The following is an 18,693-nucleotide window of genomic DNA, read 5'->3' as shown; positions in this document are numbered from 1 at the left end:
GTCCGGGACGGGCGGACGGGCGCGCGTGGGGGTGGGGGCCGTCGCCGGTCGCGTCGGTCCCGAAAGCGGTGGCGTGCGGCCCTCGGTGGTCATTGGCCTTACCTTTTCACCCGAATGCCCCAGGTCAAGCACCGCCTCGCCGGGTGCTCGGGGTGGGGAGCGGGGTTGTGGTCAACCGCCAGTCGTCTCCTTCACGTTCCACGAACCCGAGGGAGTGGAGTTCGTACAGCCTGCCGAGGGCTTCCTCCGGAGTCGTTGCAGCCTCACGGGCGATGTCGCGTACGGCGAGGTTGCCGCGGGCGGGCAGTGCGTCGAGTACGCGTGCGGTGCCGGGGGCGAGGAGGTCCCGGGGCAGGACGGGGCCCCGGCGGACCGGGGCTAGGTCGCCCATGTCCCCCACGAGTTCGATGATTTCGGCGGCGTCGGTGACGAGTGCGGCTTCGCCGCGCAGCAGTTCGTGGACTCCGGCGGAGAGTCCGCTGGTGGCGGGGCCGGGTACCCCTATGGTGTGGCGGCCGAGTCGTTGGGCGTTGCGTGCGGTGACGAGGGAGCCGCTGCGGTATTCGGCCTCGACCACGACGGTCCCCCGGGTGAGAGCGGCGATGACGCGGTTGCGGAGGACGAACCGGCTGGGGGTGGGGTGGTCGCCGGGTGGCAACTCGGCTACCAGGACGCCCTGTTCGGCGATGCGGCCGATCAACTCGGTGTGGGCGCGGGGGTAGACGACGTCGACTCCGCTGGCGAGGACGGCGATGGTGGCGCCGCCTGCGGCGAGGGCGCCGCGGTGGGCGGCGCCGTCCACGCCGGCGGCGGCGCCGGAGACCACTACCCAGCCTTTTTCGGCGAGTCCGGCGCCGAGGGTGGCGCCCATGTGGGCGCCGTAGGGGGTACAGGCCCGTGCGCCGACCACGGCGACGGATTTCAGTGCCCAGAGCCGCAGGTCGGCGGGGCCGCGGAGCCAGAGGCCGATGGGGCGGCCGTCGCCCAGGTCGTCGAGCTGGGCGGGCCATTCGTGGTCGCCGGGGCAGATGAACCGGCCGCCGAGCGTGGCAAGCGTGGCCAGGTCCCGCTGGGGGTCGGCGTCCGCAGCTCGTCTGCGGTATCCGGCGAGCCGTGCGGCGCTGACTCCGGTGAGTGGGTCGTCGGGGTCCTCGGGGGCGGTGAGGCGTTGTAGCAGGCCCACGGCCCCGTATGTGCGCAGCCAACGGCCGGCCCGCTCGTCCCCCGGCTCGATGACCCTGGTCAGCGCCGCCCGCGCCAGCCGTTCGGGGTCGCCGGTTGGGTTGCCCGACACCTCACCGCTGGACGCCGGGCGGCCTGACGCATGACCGTTCGACGCCGGGGCGCCTGACGCATGACCCTTCGACGCCGGACGGTCCGATGCCTGACGGCTCGACGCCGGGCCGCCCGACACCTGACCGCTGGACGCCGGACGGCCCGACACCTGACGGCTCGACGCCGGGCGACCGGACGCATGACCGCCCTCGGTCGCGCCGAGCGCATCTCCGGAGCCGACCGTCTCGCCGGTGCCCGGTGCTCCCCCGCTCACCCCGCTCACCCCGCACCTCCCACGGGCAGCGGCGCGCCCCGGGAGATGCCTGTTCTGAGTTCCAGGGCGAGGCCGATGTGGTTTTCGTCGGGGCGGTCGTCGCCGCAGAGGTCGGCGAGGGTCCAGGCGACGCGCAGGACGCGGTCGAGGCCTCGGGCGGTCAGCAGGCCGCGTTCCATGTCCCGTTCGGCCGCGGCGAGGGCGCCGGGGGCTGTGACCCAGCGGGTGCGCAGTTCGTGGCCGGGGACTTCGCTGTTGGTGGTCCAAGGGGTGCCTTGGAGTCGGGCGGCGGCACGTTCCCGGGCGGTCAGGACGCGTTCGGCGACCTGTGCGCTGGATTCGCCGCGTCCGCCCTGGGCGAGGAGGTCCTCGCGCCGGACGGGTTCGGCTTCGACGCGCAGGTCGACGCGGTCGAGGAGCGGGCCGGAGAGCCTGGCCTGGTAGCGGCGGATGACGGACGGAGGGCATTCGCAGCCGGCGCCGTGGAGGGTGTGCCGGCCGCAGGGACAGGGGTTGGCGGCGAGGACCATGAGGAAGCGGGCGGGGAGGCGGACGACGCCGGCGCTGCGGGCCACGACGACGTGTCCGGCCTCCAGGGGCTGGCGCAGTGAGTCGAGGGCCTTGCCGGTGAACTCGGGGGCTTCGTCGAGGAACAGGACGCCCCGGTGGGCGAGGGATACGGCGCCGGGTCGTGGCAGGCCGTTGCCTCCGCCGACGAGGGACTGCATGGTCGCCGAGTGGTGGGGTGCGCAGTAGGGGGCTTTGTGGACGAGGGGTTTGCCGGGGGGCAGGATTCCGGCGACCGAGTGGATCGCGGTGACTTCGAGGGACTCCTGTCGGGTGAGCGGCGGCAGGATGCCGGGGAGCCGTTCGGCCAGCATGGTCTTGCCGGCGCCCGGCGGTCCGTACAGCAGCAGGTGGTGGCCGCCGGCGGCGGCTACTTCCAGGGCGGTGCGGGCGGTGCGCTGGCCGGCGACGTCGGCGAGGTCGGGCGGGCTGGTGTCGGCGTCGATGGACAGGCCGGTGCCGACTCCGGCGCCGGGGACGACCAGTCCGGCGAGCATGGCGTCGGGTCGGCCCTGCTGGTCGGGTTCCTCCTGGGGGACGGGTTCGTCGGTGAGGACGGCGATGAGCTGGCGCAGGCTGCGGACGCCGAGGACGGAGATGCCGGGGACGAGGGATGCTTCGGCGGCGGTCTGTTCGGGGACGACCACCTGCTCGTATCCGGCTTCGGCGGCGGCGAGGACGGCGGGCAGGATGCCCCGGACGGGGCGGACCCGGCCGTCGAGTCCGAGTTCGCCGATCATGACGAGGTCGGCGAGTTCTCTGGGGTCGATGCGTTCGGCGGCGCCCAGGACGGCGCAGGCGACGGCCAGGTCGAATCCGCTGCCGCTCTTGGGGACGGAGGCGGGGCTGAGGCCGACGGTGAGTTTCTTCTGGGGCCAGTCGCCGCCGGAGTTGACGACGGCGGCCCGGACGCGGTCGCGGCTTTCGCTGAGGCTCTTGTCGGGCAGGCCTACGAGGGTGAAGGCGGCGACGCCGGGTTCCAGGTCGGCCTGGACTTCGACGACGACGCCCTCGACGCCGACGAGCGCCACGGAGCAGGTGCGGGCGAATCCCATCTACGCCACCCCCCGGACGTGCTCGGCGCGGGGCGCGCCGCGGCGGGGCAGGACGACACCGACGAGGTCGATGCGGACGCCGCCGTGCGGTGGTCCTCCGTGGTCGGCGAGCCATCGCTCGGCGAGGTGCCTGAGCCGCTCGGCCTTGGCGGGGGTGACGGCCGCCATGGGGTGTTCGAACGGGCCGCCCGCTCTGCGGGTCTTGACCTCGCAGACCACCAGTACGTCGCCGTCGCGGGCGACGATGTCGATCTCTCCGGTCCGGCCGCTCCGCCAGTTGCGGGCGACCACGGTCATTCCGGCGTCGGCCAGCAGTCGGGCCGCCACGTCTTCGCCGTACTGTCCGAGCGCTCCTCGTGCGTTCATCTCGGCACCACCTCCGGCACCGACTGTCACGCACCAGCCGCCACCTTGTGGATCTTGGTGGACAGCCGGGCCGTTGTGGATAACCCGGCCACCCGGAAGGTGGACCCTCCGCGATCCGTTGACACCGATGGCACAGCGGGACCGTCGGATCGACGTACCGGCCAGACCGGCGGACAGGCAGTCCCCCCCGACCAGTGGCAGGCAGGCGAGCGTCATGCCCACGCCGGAATCAGGCTGCCCATGCGAGCACACCCGCTCAGGGGCGAGCAGACCCCGAGCCACGCACCGCGTCCCGGCCATGCAGACCGACCTGGCCGAGAGAGCCGGGCCGCGCAGGCCGACCGAGCCGACCAGTCGGCTGCTCAAGTCACTCGGGCGCTCAGCCTGACCAGACGCTCAGCCCCCCCTCAGCCCCCCGGAAGCTCCAAATCGCTCTTATTGAGCTCCTCGATGTTCACGTCCTTGAACGTCAGAACACGCACCTGCTTGACGAAGCGAGCCGGCCTGTACATGTCCCACACCCAGGCATCGGCCATCGACACCTCGAAGAAAACCTCACCCTGGACCGAGTGCACCTGCATCTCGTAGTCGTTGGTGAGGTAGAAACGCCGCTCGGTCTCGATCACATATTTGAACAGACCGACGACGTCGCGGTACTCCCGGTAGAGCTTCAGCTCCATCTCGGTCTCGTACTTTTCGAGGTCCTCGGCGCTCATGGCATGTTCCCCTTCAGCCGTGCGGTCCCCCTATTGTGCGTCAGCCCCCCGGGCCCCTAGACGATTTCCGGAGCCAGGACCACCGGCACATGCGGAGGACCCTCGTCGAGCAGCGTGCGCAGCAGCTCGGCGAGTCTGGTCGGGTACACCGTCTCACGGGCCGCCGACAGTTCGGTGGAGGTCCACCACCTCAGCCCCGTGGTACTGCGTCGTTCCAGCTCGGTGAGGTTGGTCGGCGCGGCCTCGGCCGGGGTGGTACGGGTGGTACGGGTGGTACGGGCGAGGAAGTACCACTCGTCCTGGTTCCAGCGGCGGCCGTCGAAGGGGAACGAGCACTTCCGGCGCCACAGCACGGGTCCGAGTCGCACATCGGTGATCCCGGTCTCCTCGGCGAGTTCGCGCAGCGCGGCCTCTTCCCGGGTCTCGTCGCCCTCCAGGCCGCCGCCCGGGGTGAACCACCAGGTGTCGGCGGGGTCGTCCGGTTCGTGTCCGTGGATCAGCAGGATGCGGTCCTGCGGATCGAGCAGGACGACCCGGGCGACCCTGCGGAACTCCTCCGGCGCCTCGCCCCGCCCCCGCGGCCGGCCGGGGCCGCCCGTCTCAGCGGGCACCGGCCGCCGCCCCGCGCCGCCCGAACCGCCGTGCCAGTGGCCCGTACGCGGCGCCCACCACGATCAGTACGGCTCCGGCGATCACCGCGCCCACGACCAGTGTCAGCGGGCCGGGCTGGGAGATGCCGCCCGGGAGGGCCCTGAAGCCCGTCGGGCGCTCCAGCATGCCGTCCAGCGGCCAGGCCACGGCGTCCACGCGCGCGCTGACGGCCGAGCGCGGCACGGAGCCGTTGGCCGCGTCCTCCAGGTGCATCCGGGAGTCCAGGGAGACGTCGCGTTCGTCGCCGAGGAGGAAGAGCTGGTCCTTGGGGACGGTGGCGCTGAACCTGGTCGTGGAGGGAGCCGTGTTGTGCAGATACGGTTCGTCGATCTCACGGCCGTTGACGGTGAGCTTGCCGCCCCGGTCGCAGCACTTGACGGTGTCGCCGCCTATGCCGACGACCCGCTTGACCATGGGGACGTTGCCCCAGGCCTTGTCCTTGAAGATCACCACGTCGCCGCGCTTCACGTCGGCGCCGTCGATGCGCTGGGCGAGGACCCGGTCGCCCGCCTTGACCGTCGGATTCATGGACTGGGTCGGCACCGTGTACGGCTTGTACTCCACGGCGCCCCAGGCGAACCCGCCGAGGAAGAGCACACAGCCGACGGCCACGGCCAGTCCCGACAGCAGATTGCCGAGACCACGGCCGCGGCCGTCGTCGTTGCGTCCTGTTCCGCTCATCCCAGTGCTCCTCCCCCGGTCGCCCGCGTCCTGCGCGTGCTCCGGAGATCGACGATCTGGGACGGCACCCTACCCGGCGGTATCCCGCGCGGTCAGCCCTCTCGGGTGAGGCCGGCGTCCTCGATCGCGTCACTCGGGCGGGTGAGCCGGCGCCGGCGCCACAGCACGAGCGGCACCGCGCCCGCGAGCCCCGCGGCCACCGGGGCCGTCGCGGCCATGCCGTTGAGGCCCTTCTGGTCGAAGGTGCCCGGGATGCCGAGCCAGTCGATGCGGTTGAGCGGCCAGGCGATGGTGAAGGCGCGGCCGACGACCTCGTTGTCGGAGACCGTGCCGCCGCCGGGCAGCTCCTGGTGGTAGCGGGAGTCCAGGGAGTTCTGCCGGTGGTCGCCCATCACCCAGATCCGGCCCTTGGGGACCTTGATCGGGCCGAACGGCATGTCGTCGCAGGCGCTGTCGCCGGGGTAGATGTACGGCTCGTTCAGGGCCTTGCCGTTGACCTTGACCGGGCCGCCCTTCTTGCACTCCACGGTGTCGCCGCCGGTCGCGATGACCCGCTTGATCAGGTCCTTCTCCTCGGCGGACGGCATCAGGCCGATGAAGCTGAGGAACTTCTGCGCCACGTTGGGCTCGGCCGGCTTCTGGTCCTCCAGCCAGCCGCCCGGGTCGTGGAAGACGACGACCTCGCCGCGCTCGGGCGTGGAGCCGAACCACGGCGTCAGCTTGTCCACCAGGACCCGGTCGCCGCGCTGGAGCGTGTCCTGCATCGAGTCCGAGGGGATCGAGAAGGCCTGCACCAGGAACGTCTTGATCAGCAGCGCGAGGATCAGTGCGATGCCGATGAGCAGCGGCAGCTCCTTCCAGAAGGAGCGCTGCTTCCTGGGGGCCGGGCCGCCGCCCGGCTCGCCGTCACCTCCCGGGCCGCCGTCGGCGGTGCCGCCACCGCCATCGCCCGCCCGGGCCTGTGCGGGAGAGTCGGCGGGCCCGTCCGGCCGCTCCTCGGGCTCGTCGTGTCCGGATCGTGCGCCGACCGCCAAATCCCCCACATCCACTCCTCACTCCGTGCCACCGCCCGCGCCGTGCCAGACGCAGGCCCACCACTCCCATAACGAGCGGGAGTTCCGCAGGGCTCGGGAGCCGGATCGCATCGTTCGATTTCGGGTCATCCGATATCGAGGTATGTACTGCCACTTCATATGATCTGCCGGGATCCGCAGCCGGATCCCGGGAGGACACCCTATGCGACGCGCCGAGTGCGGTGTCCGACCTGCCGGGCGCGTCCGGCACCGAGCCGAATGTCCCGGGTTCCTCCAGCCACCGCCAGTGGTCGAAGGGCCAGCCGATCAGGACGGCCCGCCCGATGACCCCGCCCTCGGAGACGGTGCCGTGGTAAGGCTCGTCGAGGTGGAAGCGGGAATCGGCCGAATTCGAGCGGTGGTCGCCCATCATGAAGAGCCGCCCCTCGGGCACCTTCACCTCGAAGGTGATCTCCGAGGGCGGGTTGCCGGGGTGCACATACGGCTCGTCCAGGGGTCTGCCGTTGACCATGACCCTGCCGCTGCCGTCACAGCACTTCACGGTGTCTCCGCCGACCGCGACGACCCGTTTGATCAGGTCCTGCTCGTTGTCGGAGGGCAGCAGGCCGATGAAGGTGAGGGCCTGTTTGACCTGCTTGACGACGACCGGGTCGCCGCCGCCGGTGGTCTTCTTCTCGTCCTTCAGCCAGCCGCCGGGGTCCTTGAAGACCACCACGTCGCCGCGCTGCGGCCTGGAGCCGAACCAGGGCGTGAGCTTGTCGACGAGCACCCGGTCGCCGATGGTGATCGTCTCCTGCATGGACCCGGACGGGATCACGAAGGCCTGGACGAGGAACGTCTTCAGTACGAGGGCGATGAGCACCGCCACCCCGACGAGCAGGGGTATCTCCTTGACCGCGGATCTGCGCCTGCGCCGCTTCACCTTGCGGGCGAGCCTGCGCCGGTCGGCCCGGCCCTGCTGGGCCCGGCGGCCCGGCGGACGCGCGGGCGCGGGCGAAGTCGCGGCGTCACCCTCGCGTTGCGCGGGGCGCGCGGGCGCGGCCTCGGCGGTGGGCGGGGCGGGCTCCATGAGGTCGGCGGGCCCGGAGAGATCCGCGGAGCCCGGCGCGTACGCCGCCGGCTGCCCCGAGGCGGCGTAGGAGTCGCCGAGCGGGCCGGTACCGGCCTCGCCGGGCGCCGTGTCGCGGCGGGCCGTTTCCGGCCGGTCACCGCGCCCTCTGGTGCCCCTGGCTCCCCGCGTCCCGGCGCGGGAGGTCGGCCGCGTGCCCGTGGGCAGCGGCTCGTCCGCCGGCCGGGGTGCCGAGCGGGGGCGTCCGCGGCTACCCATGGGCGCCGCCCGGTGCGGGCACGCGCGCGAAGGCGCCGGAGCCGTCGACCCCGGACCAGCGGCCGAGCGGCCAGCCGATCCAGTCGGCCCGCCCCACCACGTGGTCCACCGGCACCATGCCGCCGCCCGGCGAGCCCAGGTGGTCCCGGGAGTCGCTGGAGCGCGAGCGGTGGTCGCCCAGGACGAAGAGGGTGCCGTCGGGCACCACGATGTCGAACGGCACCTGGGAGGGGGCGTCGCCCGGGTGCACGTACTCCTCGGTCACCGGTGTCCCGTTCACCTGGACCCTCCCGCCCTTGTCACAGCACACGACCCGGTCGCCGCCCACTCCGACGACCCGCTTCACGTACACGTTCCCGGCCGGCTCCCTCAGGCCGAGGGCCGCGACAGCTGAACGAAGGGCCCTGCCCACCGGGTTCCCCTCGGGCGGCTCGTCCGTGAAGGAGCCGCGGCCGTCGAAGACGACGACGTCACCGCGGGCCGGGCGGCTCCCGAAGCGGTACGCCAGCTTGTTGACCATGACCCGGTCGCCCACCTTCAGGGTGGGCTCCATGGAGCCGCTGGGGATCAGGAAGGGCTGCATGACGAAGTGGCTGAGCAGCAGCACGAAGAGCAGGCATGCCGCGGCCAGGGCGGCGCTCTTGCGCCAGGGCCCTTCCAGGTGGCCGGTGAGGGCGGGAAAACGCGCGGAGCGCGACCTCCGCTCCGGCCCCGGCTGAGGGGTGGAGGGGAGGTCGCGCTCCGTGTGCTGTGCTTCGGTGTCCATCGGGGGCTGAGCCTATCCGCCCGTCCTGTGGACCCGTACGCGCGCGTGGTGAGCCGTGGCTCACCGCCGAGCCGGAGCTCAGTTGTCGCGCTTCTCCTTGATCTTCGCGGCCTTGCCGCGGAGCTCGCGCAGGTAGTACAGCTTCGCGCGGCGGACGTCACCGCGGGTGACGAGCTCGATCTTCTCGAAGATCGGGGAGTTCACCGGGAAGGTGCGCTCGACGCCGACGGAGAAGGAGACCTTGCGGACCGTGAAGGTCTCGGAGACGCCGGCGCCCTGGCGGCGGATGACAACGCCCTTGAACTGCTGGATACGGGAGCGGTTGCCCTCGATCACGCGGACGTGGACGTTGACGGTGTCACCCGGGCGGAAGGCCGGGACGTCGCTGCGCAGCGTCGCGGCGTTGACGGAGTCGAGCAGGCTGGCCATGTTCTTCTGCTTCCTCGCCGATGCCACAGGTCATCGACGGAATTCGTGATGGGGTTCGAGGTGCTGTCCGCGGCCGGACCGCCGTGGGGCGACTCCCGCGTGCGCGGGGAACGCTTTGCCCTTCCCCCTGTGGCAGGGGCATGGGCCGGGCGTACAGCAGCGGCTTATTCTTCCACGTCCTGCGGCCTGCGCCAAAATCGGCCGCCGGGCTCGGGTGCCCAGCCGAGGATGGACAGCACCTCGCGGTCCTTCTTGTCGAAGGCGGAGGGGTCGCAGCGCTCGATCAGGTCGGGCCGGTTCTCGGCGGTGCGGCGGAAGGCCTCGTCCCGGCGCCAGCGGGCGATCTTCCCGTGGTGTCCGCTGAGCAGGACGTCGGGGATGCCGCGTCCGCGCCACTCGGGGGGCTTGGTGTAGACCGGGCCTTCGAGGAGGTTGGCCATGGCGCCGGGGGCGAAGGAGTCGTCGCGGTGGGACTCGGCGTTGCCGAGGACACCGGGCAGCAGCCGGGCCACGGCCTCGGTGACCACCAGGACGGCAGCCTCCCCGCCCGCGAGGACGTAGTCGCCGATGGACACCTCGTACACCGGGATGCGGGTGGCGTACTCGTCCATGACGCGGCGGTCGATGCCCTCGTAGCGCGCGGGCGTGAAGATCAGCCACGGTTTGCGGGAGAGCTCGACGGCGAGTTCCTGGGTGAAGGGCCGTCCGCTGGGGGTGGGGACGACCATGACGGGGCCGTGCGCCCCAGCCTCGTAGCCGTCGGCCAGGGCGTCGTCGAGGCAGGCGCCCCAGGGCTCGGTCTTCATGACCATGCCGGGGCCGCCGCCGTAGGGGGTGTCGTCGACCGTGTTGTGCCGGTCGTAGGTCCACTCCCGCAGGTCGTGTACGTGGACGTCGAGCTGTCCACGCGCGCGTGCCTTGCCGACGAGGGAGACGTTCAGCGGCTCCAGGTACTCGGGGAAGATGGTGACGACGTCGAGCCGCATCAGCCGCGGGCCCCGTCGGTGTCGTCCCCGTCGGTCTCGTCATCCCCGGTCGCGTCGGCCTCGTCGCGGGCGGAGGCGATCTCGGCGCGGTCGTCGATCAGACCGGGCGGCGGGTCGATGACCGCGCGCTGCTCCTCTAGGTCGATCTCGGTGACGATCTCCCCGACGAACGGGATCATGACCTCGGTGCCGTCGGGCCGCTCCACGATGAACAGGTCCTGGGACGGCAGATGCGAGATCTCGGTGATCCGGCCGACCTCGGTGCCGTCGGTGAGGACCACGTCGAGGTCGATGAGCTGGTGGTCGTAGTACTCGTCGTCCTCGTCGGGGCGCTCTTCGGGGTCGACGTCGGCGATGAGCAGCGTGTTGCGCAGGGCCTCGGCGGCGGTCCGGTCGCGTACGCCCTCGAAGCGCAGCAGCAGGCGACCACTGTGGACGCGGCCGGTCTCGATGGTGAGCGGTCCGGTGGAGGCCGGGTCGGTGGCCAGGACGGCGCCGGGGGCGAGCCGCAGCTCCGGCTCGTCGGTGCGGACCTCGACGGTGACCTCGCCCTTGATGCCGTGGGCGCGGCCGATCCGCGCGACTACCAGCTGCACGTCGTTCAACTTTCCTGTCGGATGCCTACGGTGTTCCGGTGACTTCAGCCCTGGGGGACTACGGCTGTACAGACGACTGCGGGCCGGGGAGGGCACGGTGGCCCTCCCCGGCCCGAGCCGGCGCATCTGGTAAAACAACCAACTTTGTCAGTGGACCTGGTCCACGTCGACGAGGTCGACGCGGATTCCACGGCCACCGATGGCGCCCACGACGGTCCGCAGGGCGCGGGCGGTGCGGCCGTTGCGGCCGATCACCTTGCCGAGGTCGTCGGGGTGGACCCGGACCTCCAGCACGCGCCCCTTGCGCAGGGTGCGCGAGGCGACCTGCACGTCGTCGGGGTTGTCGACGATGCCCTTCACGAGGTGCTCAAGAGCCTCCTCGAGCATGCTCAGGCCTCGGTCGACTCGGCGGCGTCGGCCGGAGCCTCGTCCGCCTTCTTGTCAGCCTTCTTGGCCTTGGGGGTGATGGCCTCACCCTTGGTGTCGTCGCCCTCGAGAGCCTTGGCGAACTCGTCGAAGGAGCGGCGCTTGCTCTCCTTCGTCTCCGGCTGCAGCAGCGGCGCGGGGGCCGGGAGGCCCTTGTGCGCCTGCCAGTCACCGGTGAGCTTCAGGATGGCGAGCACAGCCTCGGTGGGCTGGGCGCCGACGGACAGCCAGTACTGCGCACGCTCGGCGTTGACCTCGATGCGCGACGGGTTGTACGTCGGGTGGTAGATACCGATCTCTTCGATCGCGCGACCGTCACGGCGGGTGCGGGCGTCGGCGACGACGATGCGGTAGTGCGGCTGGCGAATCTTGCCGAGGCGCTTGAGCTTGATCTTGACTGCCACTGGAGTGGTGTCTCCTGGTCTTGACGTGGTTGGGCACAACGGGATGCCACGTGGGGTTGCGGTACTCAAAGTGCCCGATGGACGCGTCAGCCGGAGGCGAGAGGGTTCCTGTGCGGCTGTCGAGTACAGCTAGCCATTGTGCCACATGCCGGCGCCGGGCACGCCGGGGGTCCGTGGGGCACCCCCGGGCGGCACAGCGGCACATCCGTGTGTGTCCGCGTCCCCCGGCCCGCGCCGCCCCCGTCGGGCGGCCGGTCCGGGATCAGCTCGCCGCGGCCACGACCTCGGGGATACGGAAGGGCTTGCCGCAGCCGCCGCAGACGATCGGCGCCTGGGCGAGCACGGAGGGGACGACGCGCACATTGCGACCGCAGTCGCAGACGGCCTTGACGCGGACGCCGCCGCCCGAGGAGCCGTGCCGTGCCGCCGGGCCCCGGAAGGAGCGCTTGGTGTCGGCGGCGGTGGCCACGGTGTGCGCCTTGAGGGCCCGCTGCAGCCGCTCGATGGTCGGCCGGTAGCGGCGCCTCGCCTCGGGGTTCAGCGCGACCAGGGAGAAGCCGCTGCTGGGGTGCGGTTCCTCTGGATGGTCGAGGCCGAGTTCCTCGGCGATGGCCAGGAATCTGCGGTTGTGGTACCGCCCGGCCCGGGATGTGTCGCGGACACCCCGGGCGGCGGCAATGCCGTGGACTGCTTCGTGGAGCAGTCGCTCGAAGGAGAGTTCGGCGCCGCAGGCGGACGACGACTCTCCGATCAGGGACTCGGGCGCGGCAAGGTCAGGCAGCTCGGGGTGGTACCGCTGAATGTCGGCCCACGCCTGCGCCAGCTCTGCGGCGAGAACAGGTGGTGTCGTGCTCACGTCGTGACAACGAGCCGGAGTGCCCCGGTGTTCCTATTCCGGGGCATCCCAAATAATTTGCACGTACCCGTCAGTTGCCGTTGATGCGTCCGGACGAGGGCGGGTGCGCTGATCTGCGGAGAAGCCTCACAGCTCGCACCAAGGTAGTACGTAGCGGCGCGTACGCCCCGGCGCGTAGATGATGTCCACGCGCCGGGATTCCAGGATTCGGCCGGTACGCAAGAGGCGTTTTCGGTCGACCGGAACAGGCCGCGGGCCGCTCAGTAGGAGCGGGCGACGATGGCGACGGTACCGGGTGCGTCGTCGGTGTCGGGGACCGACCCGTCCTCGGCGACCAGACACCGTACGGACACGGCCTGCTCGGCGAGCTTGGCCTCGCCCTCGGTGCCGAGCGTGGCCCACGGGATACGTGCCCAGCCGCCCGCCGTGGCGGCCTCGGCGGCCTCTTCGAGGGTGTTCACGTCGCTCGTCCGGGACTCGCGGCGCTCGCGGGACTCGCGCAGGAGCTGTGCCTGGTCCTCCTCCAGGACCTTGGGCAGCAGTTCGCCGAGCGCGTCGATGGAGACGGGCTCCTTGCCGCCGGGGATGCGGCGGGCGAGCATCGCGGTGCCGGCCTCCAGGTCGCGCGGGCCGATCTCCACACGTACGGGCACGCCCTTGAGCTCCCAGTCGACCGCGCGGCGGCCGAAGGGGGTGTCCACGCGGTCGTCGACCTGGACGCGGATGCCCAGCGCCTTGAGGCGGGCGCCGATCTCGCGGACCTTGGCGACGGCCTCGTCACCCTTGATCGCCATGACGACGACCTGGACGTGCGCCAGGCGCGGCGGCACCCGCAGGCCGTTGTCGTCGCCGTGGGACATGATCAGACCGCCGACCATGCGGGTGGAGACGCCCCACGAGGTCTGCCAGACCAACTCCTGCTTGCCGTCCTTGGACAGGTACTGGGTGTTGAAGGCCTTGGCGAAGTTGGTGCCGAGCTCGTGGCTGGTGCCCATCTGGAGGGCCTTGCCGTCGCCCATCATGCCTTCGAGCGTGAGGGTGTTGATGGCGCCGGCGAACCGCTCCTTGGCGGTCTTGCGGCCCAGGACCACGTCGATGCCCAGGACGTTGACCATGAAGTCCGCGTAGACGTCCTTGTGGATGCGCGCCGCGTAGTCGCGGGCGTCCTCGTAGGAGGCGTGCGCGGTGTGGCCCTCCTGCCAGAGGAACTCACTCGTACGGAGGAAGACGCGCGGTCGCATCTCCCAACGGACCACGTTGGCCCACTGGTTGATGAGCAGGGGCAGGTCGCGGTAGCTCTGCACCCACTTGGAGAAGTAGTCGTTGATGATCGTCTCGGAGGTGGGGCGCACCACGACGGGCTCTTCGAGCTCCTTGCCGCCACCGTGCGTGACCACCGCGAGCTCGGGCGCGAAGCCCTCGACGTGCTCAGCCTCGCGAGTCAGGTAAGACTGGGGGATGAACAGCGGGAAGTACGCGTTCTGGGCGCCCGCGTCCTTGATGCGTGCGTCCATCTCCTGCTGCATCCGCTCCCACAGGCCGTAGCCGTACGGTCGGATCACCATGGTGCCGCGCACCGGACCGTTGTCCGCGAGCTCGGCCTTGTTGATCAGATCCTGGTACCAGCGGGGGAAGTCTTCCGCCTGGGGCGTGAGAACGGGTGCCTTTGCCATGGCGCGAATGGTACGGGCCCGGCGGCCCCGAACGTGAATCGCCCTCCCTCTGGACGGGATGGCGGATGCGGAGTTCCCTTTGGCATACGGGGGGAGCGAGACCGCACGGGTACGGGGGCTTTCCATCAGCGCACAGCTGACCTCTTCCGCGGATTGGGGCGCTTTCCATGACACCTACGCTCGTCCGGCACCAGTCCCCCACGGCCTCGGCCTCGCCCGCGCGGGCGTCCGCCCGCGCGCGCGACTGGGCGGAGATCCAGGAGCGGATGCTGGTACCGCTCTACGAAGCGGTGTACGAGCGGCTGGAGGTGGGAGCCGCCACCCGGCTGCTCGGCCTGGGCTGCGGCTCCGGGCTGGCCCTGTTGATGGCGGCCACGCGCGGCGCGCGCGTGACGGGTGTCGACACCCGGCCGGAGCGGCTCGCGCTGGCCCGTGAGCGGCTGCGCCCGGACGGGGTGTGGGGGCCCGGCGGGGCCCGCCTCCTGGCGGGCGGCCCGGAGGCCGCCGCCGATCCGTCCGCGGCCCGCTACGACCTGGTGACGGCGTTCGAGCCGGTGGGCTGTGCGGCGGGCGACGCGGACGGCCTCGGGCCGGCGCTGGAGGCCGCGGTGGGGCTCGCCGAGCGCGGCGGCGCGGTGGTGCTGGCGGGCTGGGGTCCGCCGGAGCGGTGTGCGACCTCGGGCGTGCTGCGGGTGGCGGCGCGGCTCACCGACTCCCCGCGCTGGCGGCCGAGCCTGCGCGACGATCTGGAGGACCTGGCCTCGCGGGCCGGTCTGCGGCCCGACGGGTCGGGCCGGGTGGCGTGCCCCTTCGGCTACGCGGACATCGACAGCGCGGTGCGCGGGCTGCTCTCGACGGGCCTGTTCGACGCGGCGGCCAGGGCCACCGACCAGGTCCAGGTCGAGAAGGAGCTGACGGAGGCGCTGCATCCCTATCTGCGGCAGGACGGCACGGTGTGGATGCCGAACGTGTTCCGCTATCTGATCGCCCGGACGCCCTGAGGCGCGGAGGGTTCACCCGAGGTCGCCCGGACGCCATGAGGCCCGGAAGGGTTCACCCGGGGCCGGGAGGGGTTCAGATGTCGGCCCTGGCCGTGCGCGGGATGTCCGCCGCGCGGTAGGCGGCCTCCTCCTCCAGCGTCTCGTTCTTCAGCAGCGCCTCGGCGAGCGCGTCCAGCCGGGGGCGGTGCTCGCGCAGCAGCCGGCACGCCTCCGCGTAGCACTCGTCGACGATGCGGCGCATCTCGGTGGCGATGGCGTCCAGGGTCTCGGGGGCGGCGGCGAGTCCGTACGCCTGCTGGGAGTCGCCGGGCAGGGCGGTGAGGGGGCCGATCTTCTTGCTCATGCCCCACCGGGCGACCATGCCGCGCGCGAGGTTGGTGACCTGTTCGAGGTCGTTCTCGGCGCCGGTGGTGACCACGTCGAAGACGATGTGCTCGGCCGCCATGCCGCCGAGGGCGCCGATGATGCGACCGCGCAGATAGTCCTCGGTGTACGCGTACTTGTCGGCGTCCGGGGTGGACAGCGTCACGCCGAGGGCCCGCCCCCGGGGCACGATGGTGATCTTGCGGACGGGGTCGGCGCCGGGCTGGAGCATGCCGAGGAGGGCGTGGCCGCTCTCGTGGTAGGCGGTGCGGCGGCGCTCCTCCTCGGGCATCACCAGCGGCCGTTCGGCGCCGAGCTGGACCTTCTCCAGGGCGTCGGAGAGGTCCGACTGGGTGACCTCGCTCTGGCGGCGCTTGACGGCGAGCAGGGCCGCCTCGTTGGCGAGGTTGGCGAGTTCGGCGCCGGTCATGCCGGGGGTGGTGCGGGCCAGCTGGGCGAGGTCCACGTCCCGCGCCATCGGGATCTCCCGGGTGTGGATCTTCAGGATGGACTCGCGTCCGCCCCGGTCGGGCGGGCTGACCTGCACGATCCGGTCGAATCTGCCGGGCCGGGTGAGCGCCGGGTCCAGGACGTCGGCCCGGTTGGTGGCGGCGATGACGACGACACCCTCGGATCCGGAGAAGCCGTCCATCTCGGTGAGGATCTGGTTGAGCGTCTGCTCGCGCTCGTCGTGGCCGCCCATTCCGGCGCCGGCGCCGCGTGCCCGTCCGATGGTGTCGATCTCGTCGATGAAGATGATGGCGGGGGCCACCTTGCGTGCCTCGGCGAACAGTTCGCGTACCCGTGAGGCGCCCACGCCCACGATCATCTCGATGAACTCCGACGCCGAGGCGGAGAAGAACGGCACCCCCGCCTCGCCCGCGACGGCCCGCGCCAGCAGGGTCTTGCCGGTGCCGGGCGGGCCCGCGAGCAGGACGCCGCCGGGCATGCGGGCGCCCATCTTGCGGTAGTCGGTGGGGTTCTTGAGGAAGTCCACGACGTCGTTGAGTTCGCCCTCGACCTCGTCGATGCCCGCCACGTCCTCGAACGTGGTGCGTTTGTCCTCGGTCAGTTCGACCGGTTTGGGCGGCGCCTTGCGCCCCAGCATCCCGCCGCCCATCCGCGCGCTCATCCGCCGCGCGACGAACAGCCACAGGACGACGAGCAGGAGCATCGGGGCGAGCGAGATGAGCAGGTTGGCCAGGAAGCTGCGGTGCTCGACGACCGGCTGGGCGGTGACGGTGACCTTCTGCCTGGTCAGCTGCGCCCAGAGGTCGTCGTCGGCGAAGGTGGGCCGCTGGGTGGTGAACTTCGTGTACTTGTCGCTGCCGCCGGGCACGGTCTGGGAGCTCTTGAGCTGCCCCTGGATGGCGTCGCCCTTGGCGTAGATCTTCTCCACGTTGCCGGCGGCGACCTGCCTGCTGAACTCGGTGTACGACAGCGTCGGCTCGTTCGCCTCGTCGAAGAACGACAGGATCAGATTGGTGATCAGGTAGACGACGAGCGCGGTGAGGATGAGGCTGCCCCAGCCCCCGGGCATCTTGCGCTTCGGCGGGGGCGGCGGGGGCGCGCCCTCGGAGCGCCACGGCTGGTCGGTGCGATCGCGTGGGGGTACGGGACTGGGCACGCTGCTCTCCTCTGGCCGGTACGGCGATTATCGAAGAGCGGGCGGAGCGAGGCATTCCGGGTGGGCCGAAGGGACGGGGAACGCGAGAGGGGCCCGCGGCCGGACGGCGGCGGGCCCCTCTCTTCCTTACAAGGAAGTACGAGCTTCCGTACAAGGAGGTACGAGCAGGACGGACGGGTCCTGCCCGTACGGGACGTACGGGCGGGTCAGCCCATGAACTTCTTGAAGGCGTCGGGCAGTTCGAAGTCCTGCGGGACCTGGGCGGCGCCGGGCAGCGCCTGGGGGCCCGCCTCGCGGCGGGCGGCAGCGGCCTCTTCCTCGGCCTTGCGCTTCAGCGGGTTGCCGCTCTTGCGCTTGCCCTTGGCCTGCTTCTGCTGCTTCTTCTGCCGGCCGGGACCGCCACCCATGCCCGGCATGCCGGGCATACCGGGCATGCCGCCGCCCTGGGCCATCCGCGACATCATCTTGCGGGCCTCGAAGAACCGCTCGACGAGGTTCTTGACGGCGCTGACCTCGACGCCGGAGCCCTTGGCGATACGGGCGCGGCGCGAGCCGTTGAGGATGGTGGGGTCGTGGCGCTCGCCCGGGGTCATCGACTTGATGATCGCGGCGGTACGGTCCACGTCGCGCTCGTCGATGTTGTTGATCTGGTCCTTGATCTGCCCCATGCCGGGCAGCATGCCGAGCAGCTTGGAGATGGAGCCCATCTTGCGGACCTGCTCCATCTGCGCCAGGAAGTCGTCGAGCGTGAAGTCCTGGCCCTTCTTCGACGCCAGCTTGGAGGCCATCTTCTCGGCCTCTTCTTGGCTGAACGTCTTCTCCGCCTGCTCGATCAGGGTGAGCAGGTCACCCATGTCGAGGATGCGCGACGCCATGCGGTCCGGGTGGAACGCGTCGAAGTCGTCGAGCTTCTCGCCGTTGGAGGCGAACATGATCTGCTTGCCGGTGACGTGCGCGATGGAGAGCGCGGCGCCGCCGCGGGCGTCGCCGTCGAGCTTGGAGAGCACCACGCCGTCGAAGCCGACGCCGTCGCGGAACGCCTCGGCGGTGTTGACCGCGTCCTGGCCGATCATGGCGTCGACGACGAAAAGGATCTCGTCGGGCTTGACGGCGTCGCGGATGTCCGCGGCCTGCCGCATCATCTCCTGGTCGATGCCGAGGCGGCCGGCGGTGTCGACGACGACCACGTCGTACTGCTTCGACCGGGCGTACTCGATGGAGTCCTGGGCGACCTTGACCGGGTCGCCGACGCCGTTGCCGGGCTCGGGAGCGTAGACGGCGACGCCGGCGCGCTCGGCGACGACGGAGAGCTGGTTGACGGCGTTCGGCCGCTGGAGGTCACAGGCGACGAGCAGGGGCGCGTGGCCCTGGCCCTTCAGCCAGTGGCCGAGCTTTCCGGCGAGCGTCGTCTTACCGGCGCCCTGGAGGCCGGCGAGCATGATGACCGTCGGGGCGGTCTTGGCGAACCGCAGCCGGCGGGTCTCACCACCGAGGATGGTGATGAGCTCCTCGTTGACGATCTTGACGACCTGCTGGGCGGGGTTGAGCGCCTGGGAGACCTCGGCGCCGGACGCGCGCTCCTTGACCTGCTTGATGAAGGCGCGGACGACGGGCAGGGCG

18 protein-coding genes and 1 pseudogene are annotated in these 18,693 nt (G+C 71.4%); 1 reads left to right on the top strand and 18 read right to left on the bottom strand.

Annotated elements, in window-relative coordinates; genetic code table 11:
• Positions 1 to 124: 124 nt before the first annotated feature.
• From dprA to proS, 16 genes and pseudogenes are all read right to left on the bottom strand, one after another.
• On the bottom strand, positions 125 to 1,294 hold the full coding sequence (gene dprA, locus ACJA3G_RS10145) for a DNA-processing protein DprA (RefSeq protein WP_406552574.1): 1,170 nt from the start codon (positions 1,292 to 1,294) through the stop codon (positions 125 to 127).
• Positions 1,295 to 1,554: 260 nt separating this feature from the next.
• The gene (locus ACJA3G_RS10140) at positions 1,555 to 3,171 is read right to left on the bottom strand and encodes a YifB family Mg chelatase-like AAA ATPase (RefSeq protein ID WP_406552573.1); all 1,617 of its coding nucleotides are present in this window, start codon (positions 3,169 to 3,171) and stop codon (positions 1,555 to 1,557) included.
• Positions 3,172 to 3,567 (bottom strand): YraN family protein, encoded by a 396-nt coding sequence (locus tag ACJA3G_RS10135; protein ID WP_406552572.1) that lies wholly within the window; start codon positions 3,565 to 3,567, stop codon positions 3,172 to 3,174.
• A 377-nt stretch (positions 3,568 to 3,944) separates the two neighbouring features.
• Positions 3,945 to 4,253 carry a DUF2469 domain-containing protein gene (locus ACJA3G_RS10130; protein WP_003965949.1) on the bottom strand — a complete coding sequence of 103 codons (309 nt, stop codon included), beginning with the start codon at positions 4,251 to 4,253 and terminating at the stop codon, positions 3,945 to 3,947.
• 56 nt (positions 4,254 to 4,309) lie between these two features.
• Positions 4,310 to 4,864, bottom strand: a complete 555-nt coding sequence (locus ACJA3G_RS10125) for an NUDIX hydrolase (RefSeq protein WP_406552571.1) — start codon at positions 4,862 to 4,864, stop codon at positions 4,310 to 4,312.
• Positions 4,854 to 5,585 (bottom strand): signal peptidase I, encoded by a 732-nt coding sequence (gene lepB / locus ACJA3G_RS10120; protein ID WP_406552570.1) that lies wholly within the window; start codon positions 5,583 to 5,585, stop codon positions 4,854 to 4,856. Before lepB (ACJA3G_RS10120) ends, ACJA3G_RS10125 begins: the two co-directional genes overlap by 11 nt.
• A 92-nt stretch (positions 5,586 to 5,677) precedes the next feature.
• Positions 5,678 to 6,619, bottom strand: a complete 942-nt coding sequence (lepB, locus tag ACJA3G_RS10115) for a signal peptidase I (protein ID WP_406552575.1) — start codon at positions 6,617 to 6,619, stop codon at positions 5,678 to 5,680.
• Positions 6,513 to 7,688: pseudogene (lepB, locus tag ACJA3G_RS10110) on the bottom strand (signal peptidase I); the annotation flags it as partial. The pseudogene lepB (ACJA3G_RS10110) and the gene lepB (ACJA3G_RS10115), both read right to left, overlap by 107 nt.
• Before the next feature lie 250 nt (positions 7,689 to 7,938).
• Positions 7,939 to 8,712 (bottom strand): signal peptidase I, encoded by a 774-nt coding sequence (gene lepB, locus ACJA3G_RS10105; protein ID WP_406552569.1) that lies wholly within the window; start codon positions 8,710 to 8,712, stop codon positions 7,939 to 7,941.
• A gap of 78 nt (positions 8,713 to 8,790) precedes the next feature.
• The gene (rplS, locus tag ACJA3G_RS10100; protein WP_358835129.1) at positions 8,791 to 9,141 is read right to left on the bottom strand and encodes a 50S ribosomal protein L19; all 351 of its coding nucleotides are present in this window, start codon (positions 9,139 to 9,141) and stop codon (positions 8,791 to 8,793) included.
• Positions 9,142 to 9,305: 164 nt separating this feature from the next.
• The gene (gene trmD, locus ACJA3G_RS10095) at positions 9,306 to 10,127 is read right to left on the bottom strand and encodes a tRNA (guanosine(37)-N1)-methyltransferase TrmD (protein WP_406552568.1); all 822 of its coding nucleotides are present in this window, start codon (positions 10,125 to 10,127) and stop codon (positions 9,306 to 9,308) included.
• Complete coding sequence (gene rimM / locus ACJA3G_RS10090) at positions 10,127 to 10,723, bottom strand: ribosome maturation factor RimM (RefSeq protein WP_406552567.1); 597 nt, start codon at positions 10,721 to 10,723, stop codon at positions 10,127 to 10,129. Before rimM ends, trmD begins: the two co-directional genes overlap by 1 nt.
• A 147-nt stretch (positions 10,724 to 10,870) precedes the next feature.
• Positions 10,871 to 11,110, bottom strand: a complete 240-nt coding sequence (locus ACJA3G_RS10085) for an RNA-binding protein (protein WP_406552566.1) — start codon at positions 11,108 to 11,110, stop codon at positions 10,871 to 10,873.
• A gap of 2 nt (positions 11,111 to 11,112) precedes the next feature.
• Positions 11,113 to 11,553: a 30S ribosomal protein S16 gene (gene rpsP, locus ACJA3G_RS10080; RefSeq protein ID WP_358835125.1), complete on the bottom strand. Its 441-nt coding sequence runs from the start codon at positions 11,551 to 11,553 to the stop codon at positions 11,113 to 11,115.
• Positions 11,554 to 11,815: 262 nt separating this feature from the next.
• On the bottom strand, positions 11,816 to 12,409 hold the full coding sequence (locus ACJA3G_RS10075; protein WP_101390352.1) for a hypothetical protein: 594 nt from the start codon (positions 12,407 to 12,409) through the stop codon (positions 11,816 to 11,818).
• 260 nt (positions 12,410 to 12,669) lie between these two features.
• Complete coding sequence (gene proS / locus ACJA3G_RS10070; protein ID WP_406552565.1) at positions 12,670 to 14,082, bottom strand: proline--tRNA ligase; 1,413 nt, start codon at positions 14,080 to 14,082, stop codon at positions 12,670 to 12,672.
• Positions 14,083 to 14,249: 167 nt separating this feature from the next.
• Between proS and ACJA3G_RS10065 the strand changes: the two genes are divergently transcribed.
• Complete coding sequence (locus ACJA3G_RS10065) at positions 14,250 to 15,083, top strand: methyltransferase domain-containing protein (protein WP_406552564.1); 834 nt, start codon at positions 14,250 to 14,252, stop codon at positions 15,081 to 15,083.
• Positions 15,084 to 15,156: 73 nt separating this feature from the next.
• Here the strand turns inward: ACJA3G_RS10065 and ftsH are convergent, their stop codons facing one another.
• Positions 15,157 to 17,073 carry an ATP-dependent zinc metalloprotease FtsH gene (gene ftsH, locus ACJA3G_RS10060; RefSeq protein WP_406552563.1) on the bottom strand — a complete coding sequence of 639 codons (1,917 nt, stop codon included), beginning with the start codon at positions 17,071 to 17,073 and terminating at the stop codon, positions 15,157 to 15,159.
• Between the two features lie 206 nt (positions 17,074 to 17,279).
• Positions 17,280 to 18,693 (bottom strand): signal recognition particle protein (gene ffh, locus ACJA3G_RS10055; protein WP_406552562.1); only part of this gene is annotated, 1,414 nt, incomplete at its 5' end.

The organism is Streptomyces sp. YS-3 (genome assembly GCF_045257485.1).
In the GTDB taxonomy this organism is placed as follows: domain Bacteria; phylum Actinomycetota; class Actinomycetes; order Streptomycetales; family Streptomycetaceae; genus Streptomyces.
Note: the sequence above shows the minus strand (reverse complement) of the source record. Positions and strands in the feature narration are given on the sequence as shown.

Coding starts and splice junctions, on each gene's coding strand:
- ACJA3G_RS10085 (WP_406552566.1), bottom strand. CDS start 11,110: ATGCTCGAGGAGGCTCTTGAGCACCTCGTGAAGGGCATCGTCGACAAC.
- ACJA3G_RS10130 (WP_003965949.1), bottom strand. CDS start 4,253: ATGAGCGCCGAGGACCTCGAAAAGTACGAGACCGAGATGGAGCTGAAG.
- lepB (WP_406552569.1), bottom strand. CDS start 8,712: ATGGACACCGAAGCACAGCACACGGAGCGCGACCTCCCCTCCACCCCT.
- ACJA3G_RS10140 (WP_406552573.1), bottom strand. CDS start 3,171: ATGGGATTCGCCCGCACCTGCTCCGTGGCGCTCGTCGGCGTCGAGGGC.
- ACJA3G_RS10065 (WP_406552564.1), top strand. CDS start 14,250: ATGACACCTACGCTCGTCCGGCACCAGTCCCCCACGGCCTCGGCCTCG.
- proS (WP_406552565.1), bottom strand. CDS start 14,082: ATGGCAAAGGCACCCGTTCTCACGCCCCAGGCGGAAGACTTCCCCCGC.
- trmD (WP_406552568.1), bottom strand. CDS start 10,127: ATGCGGCTCGACGTCGTCACCATCTTCCCCGAGTACCTGGAGCCGCTG.
- rplS (WP_358835129.1), bottom strand. CDS start 9,141: ATGGCCAGCCTGCTCGACTCCGTCAACGCCGCGACGCTGCGCAGCGAC.
- lepB (WP_406552570.1), bottom strand. CDS start 5,585: ATGAGCGGAACAGGACGCAACGACGACGGCCGCGGCCGTGGTCTCGGC.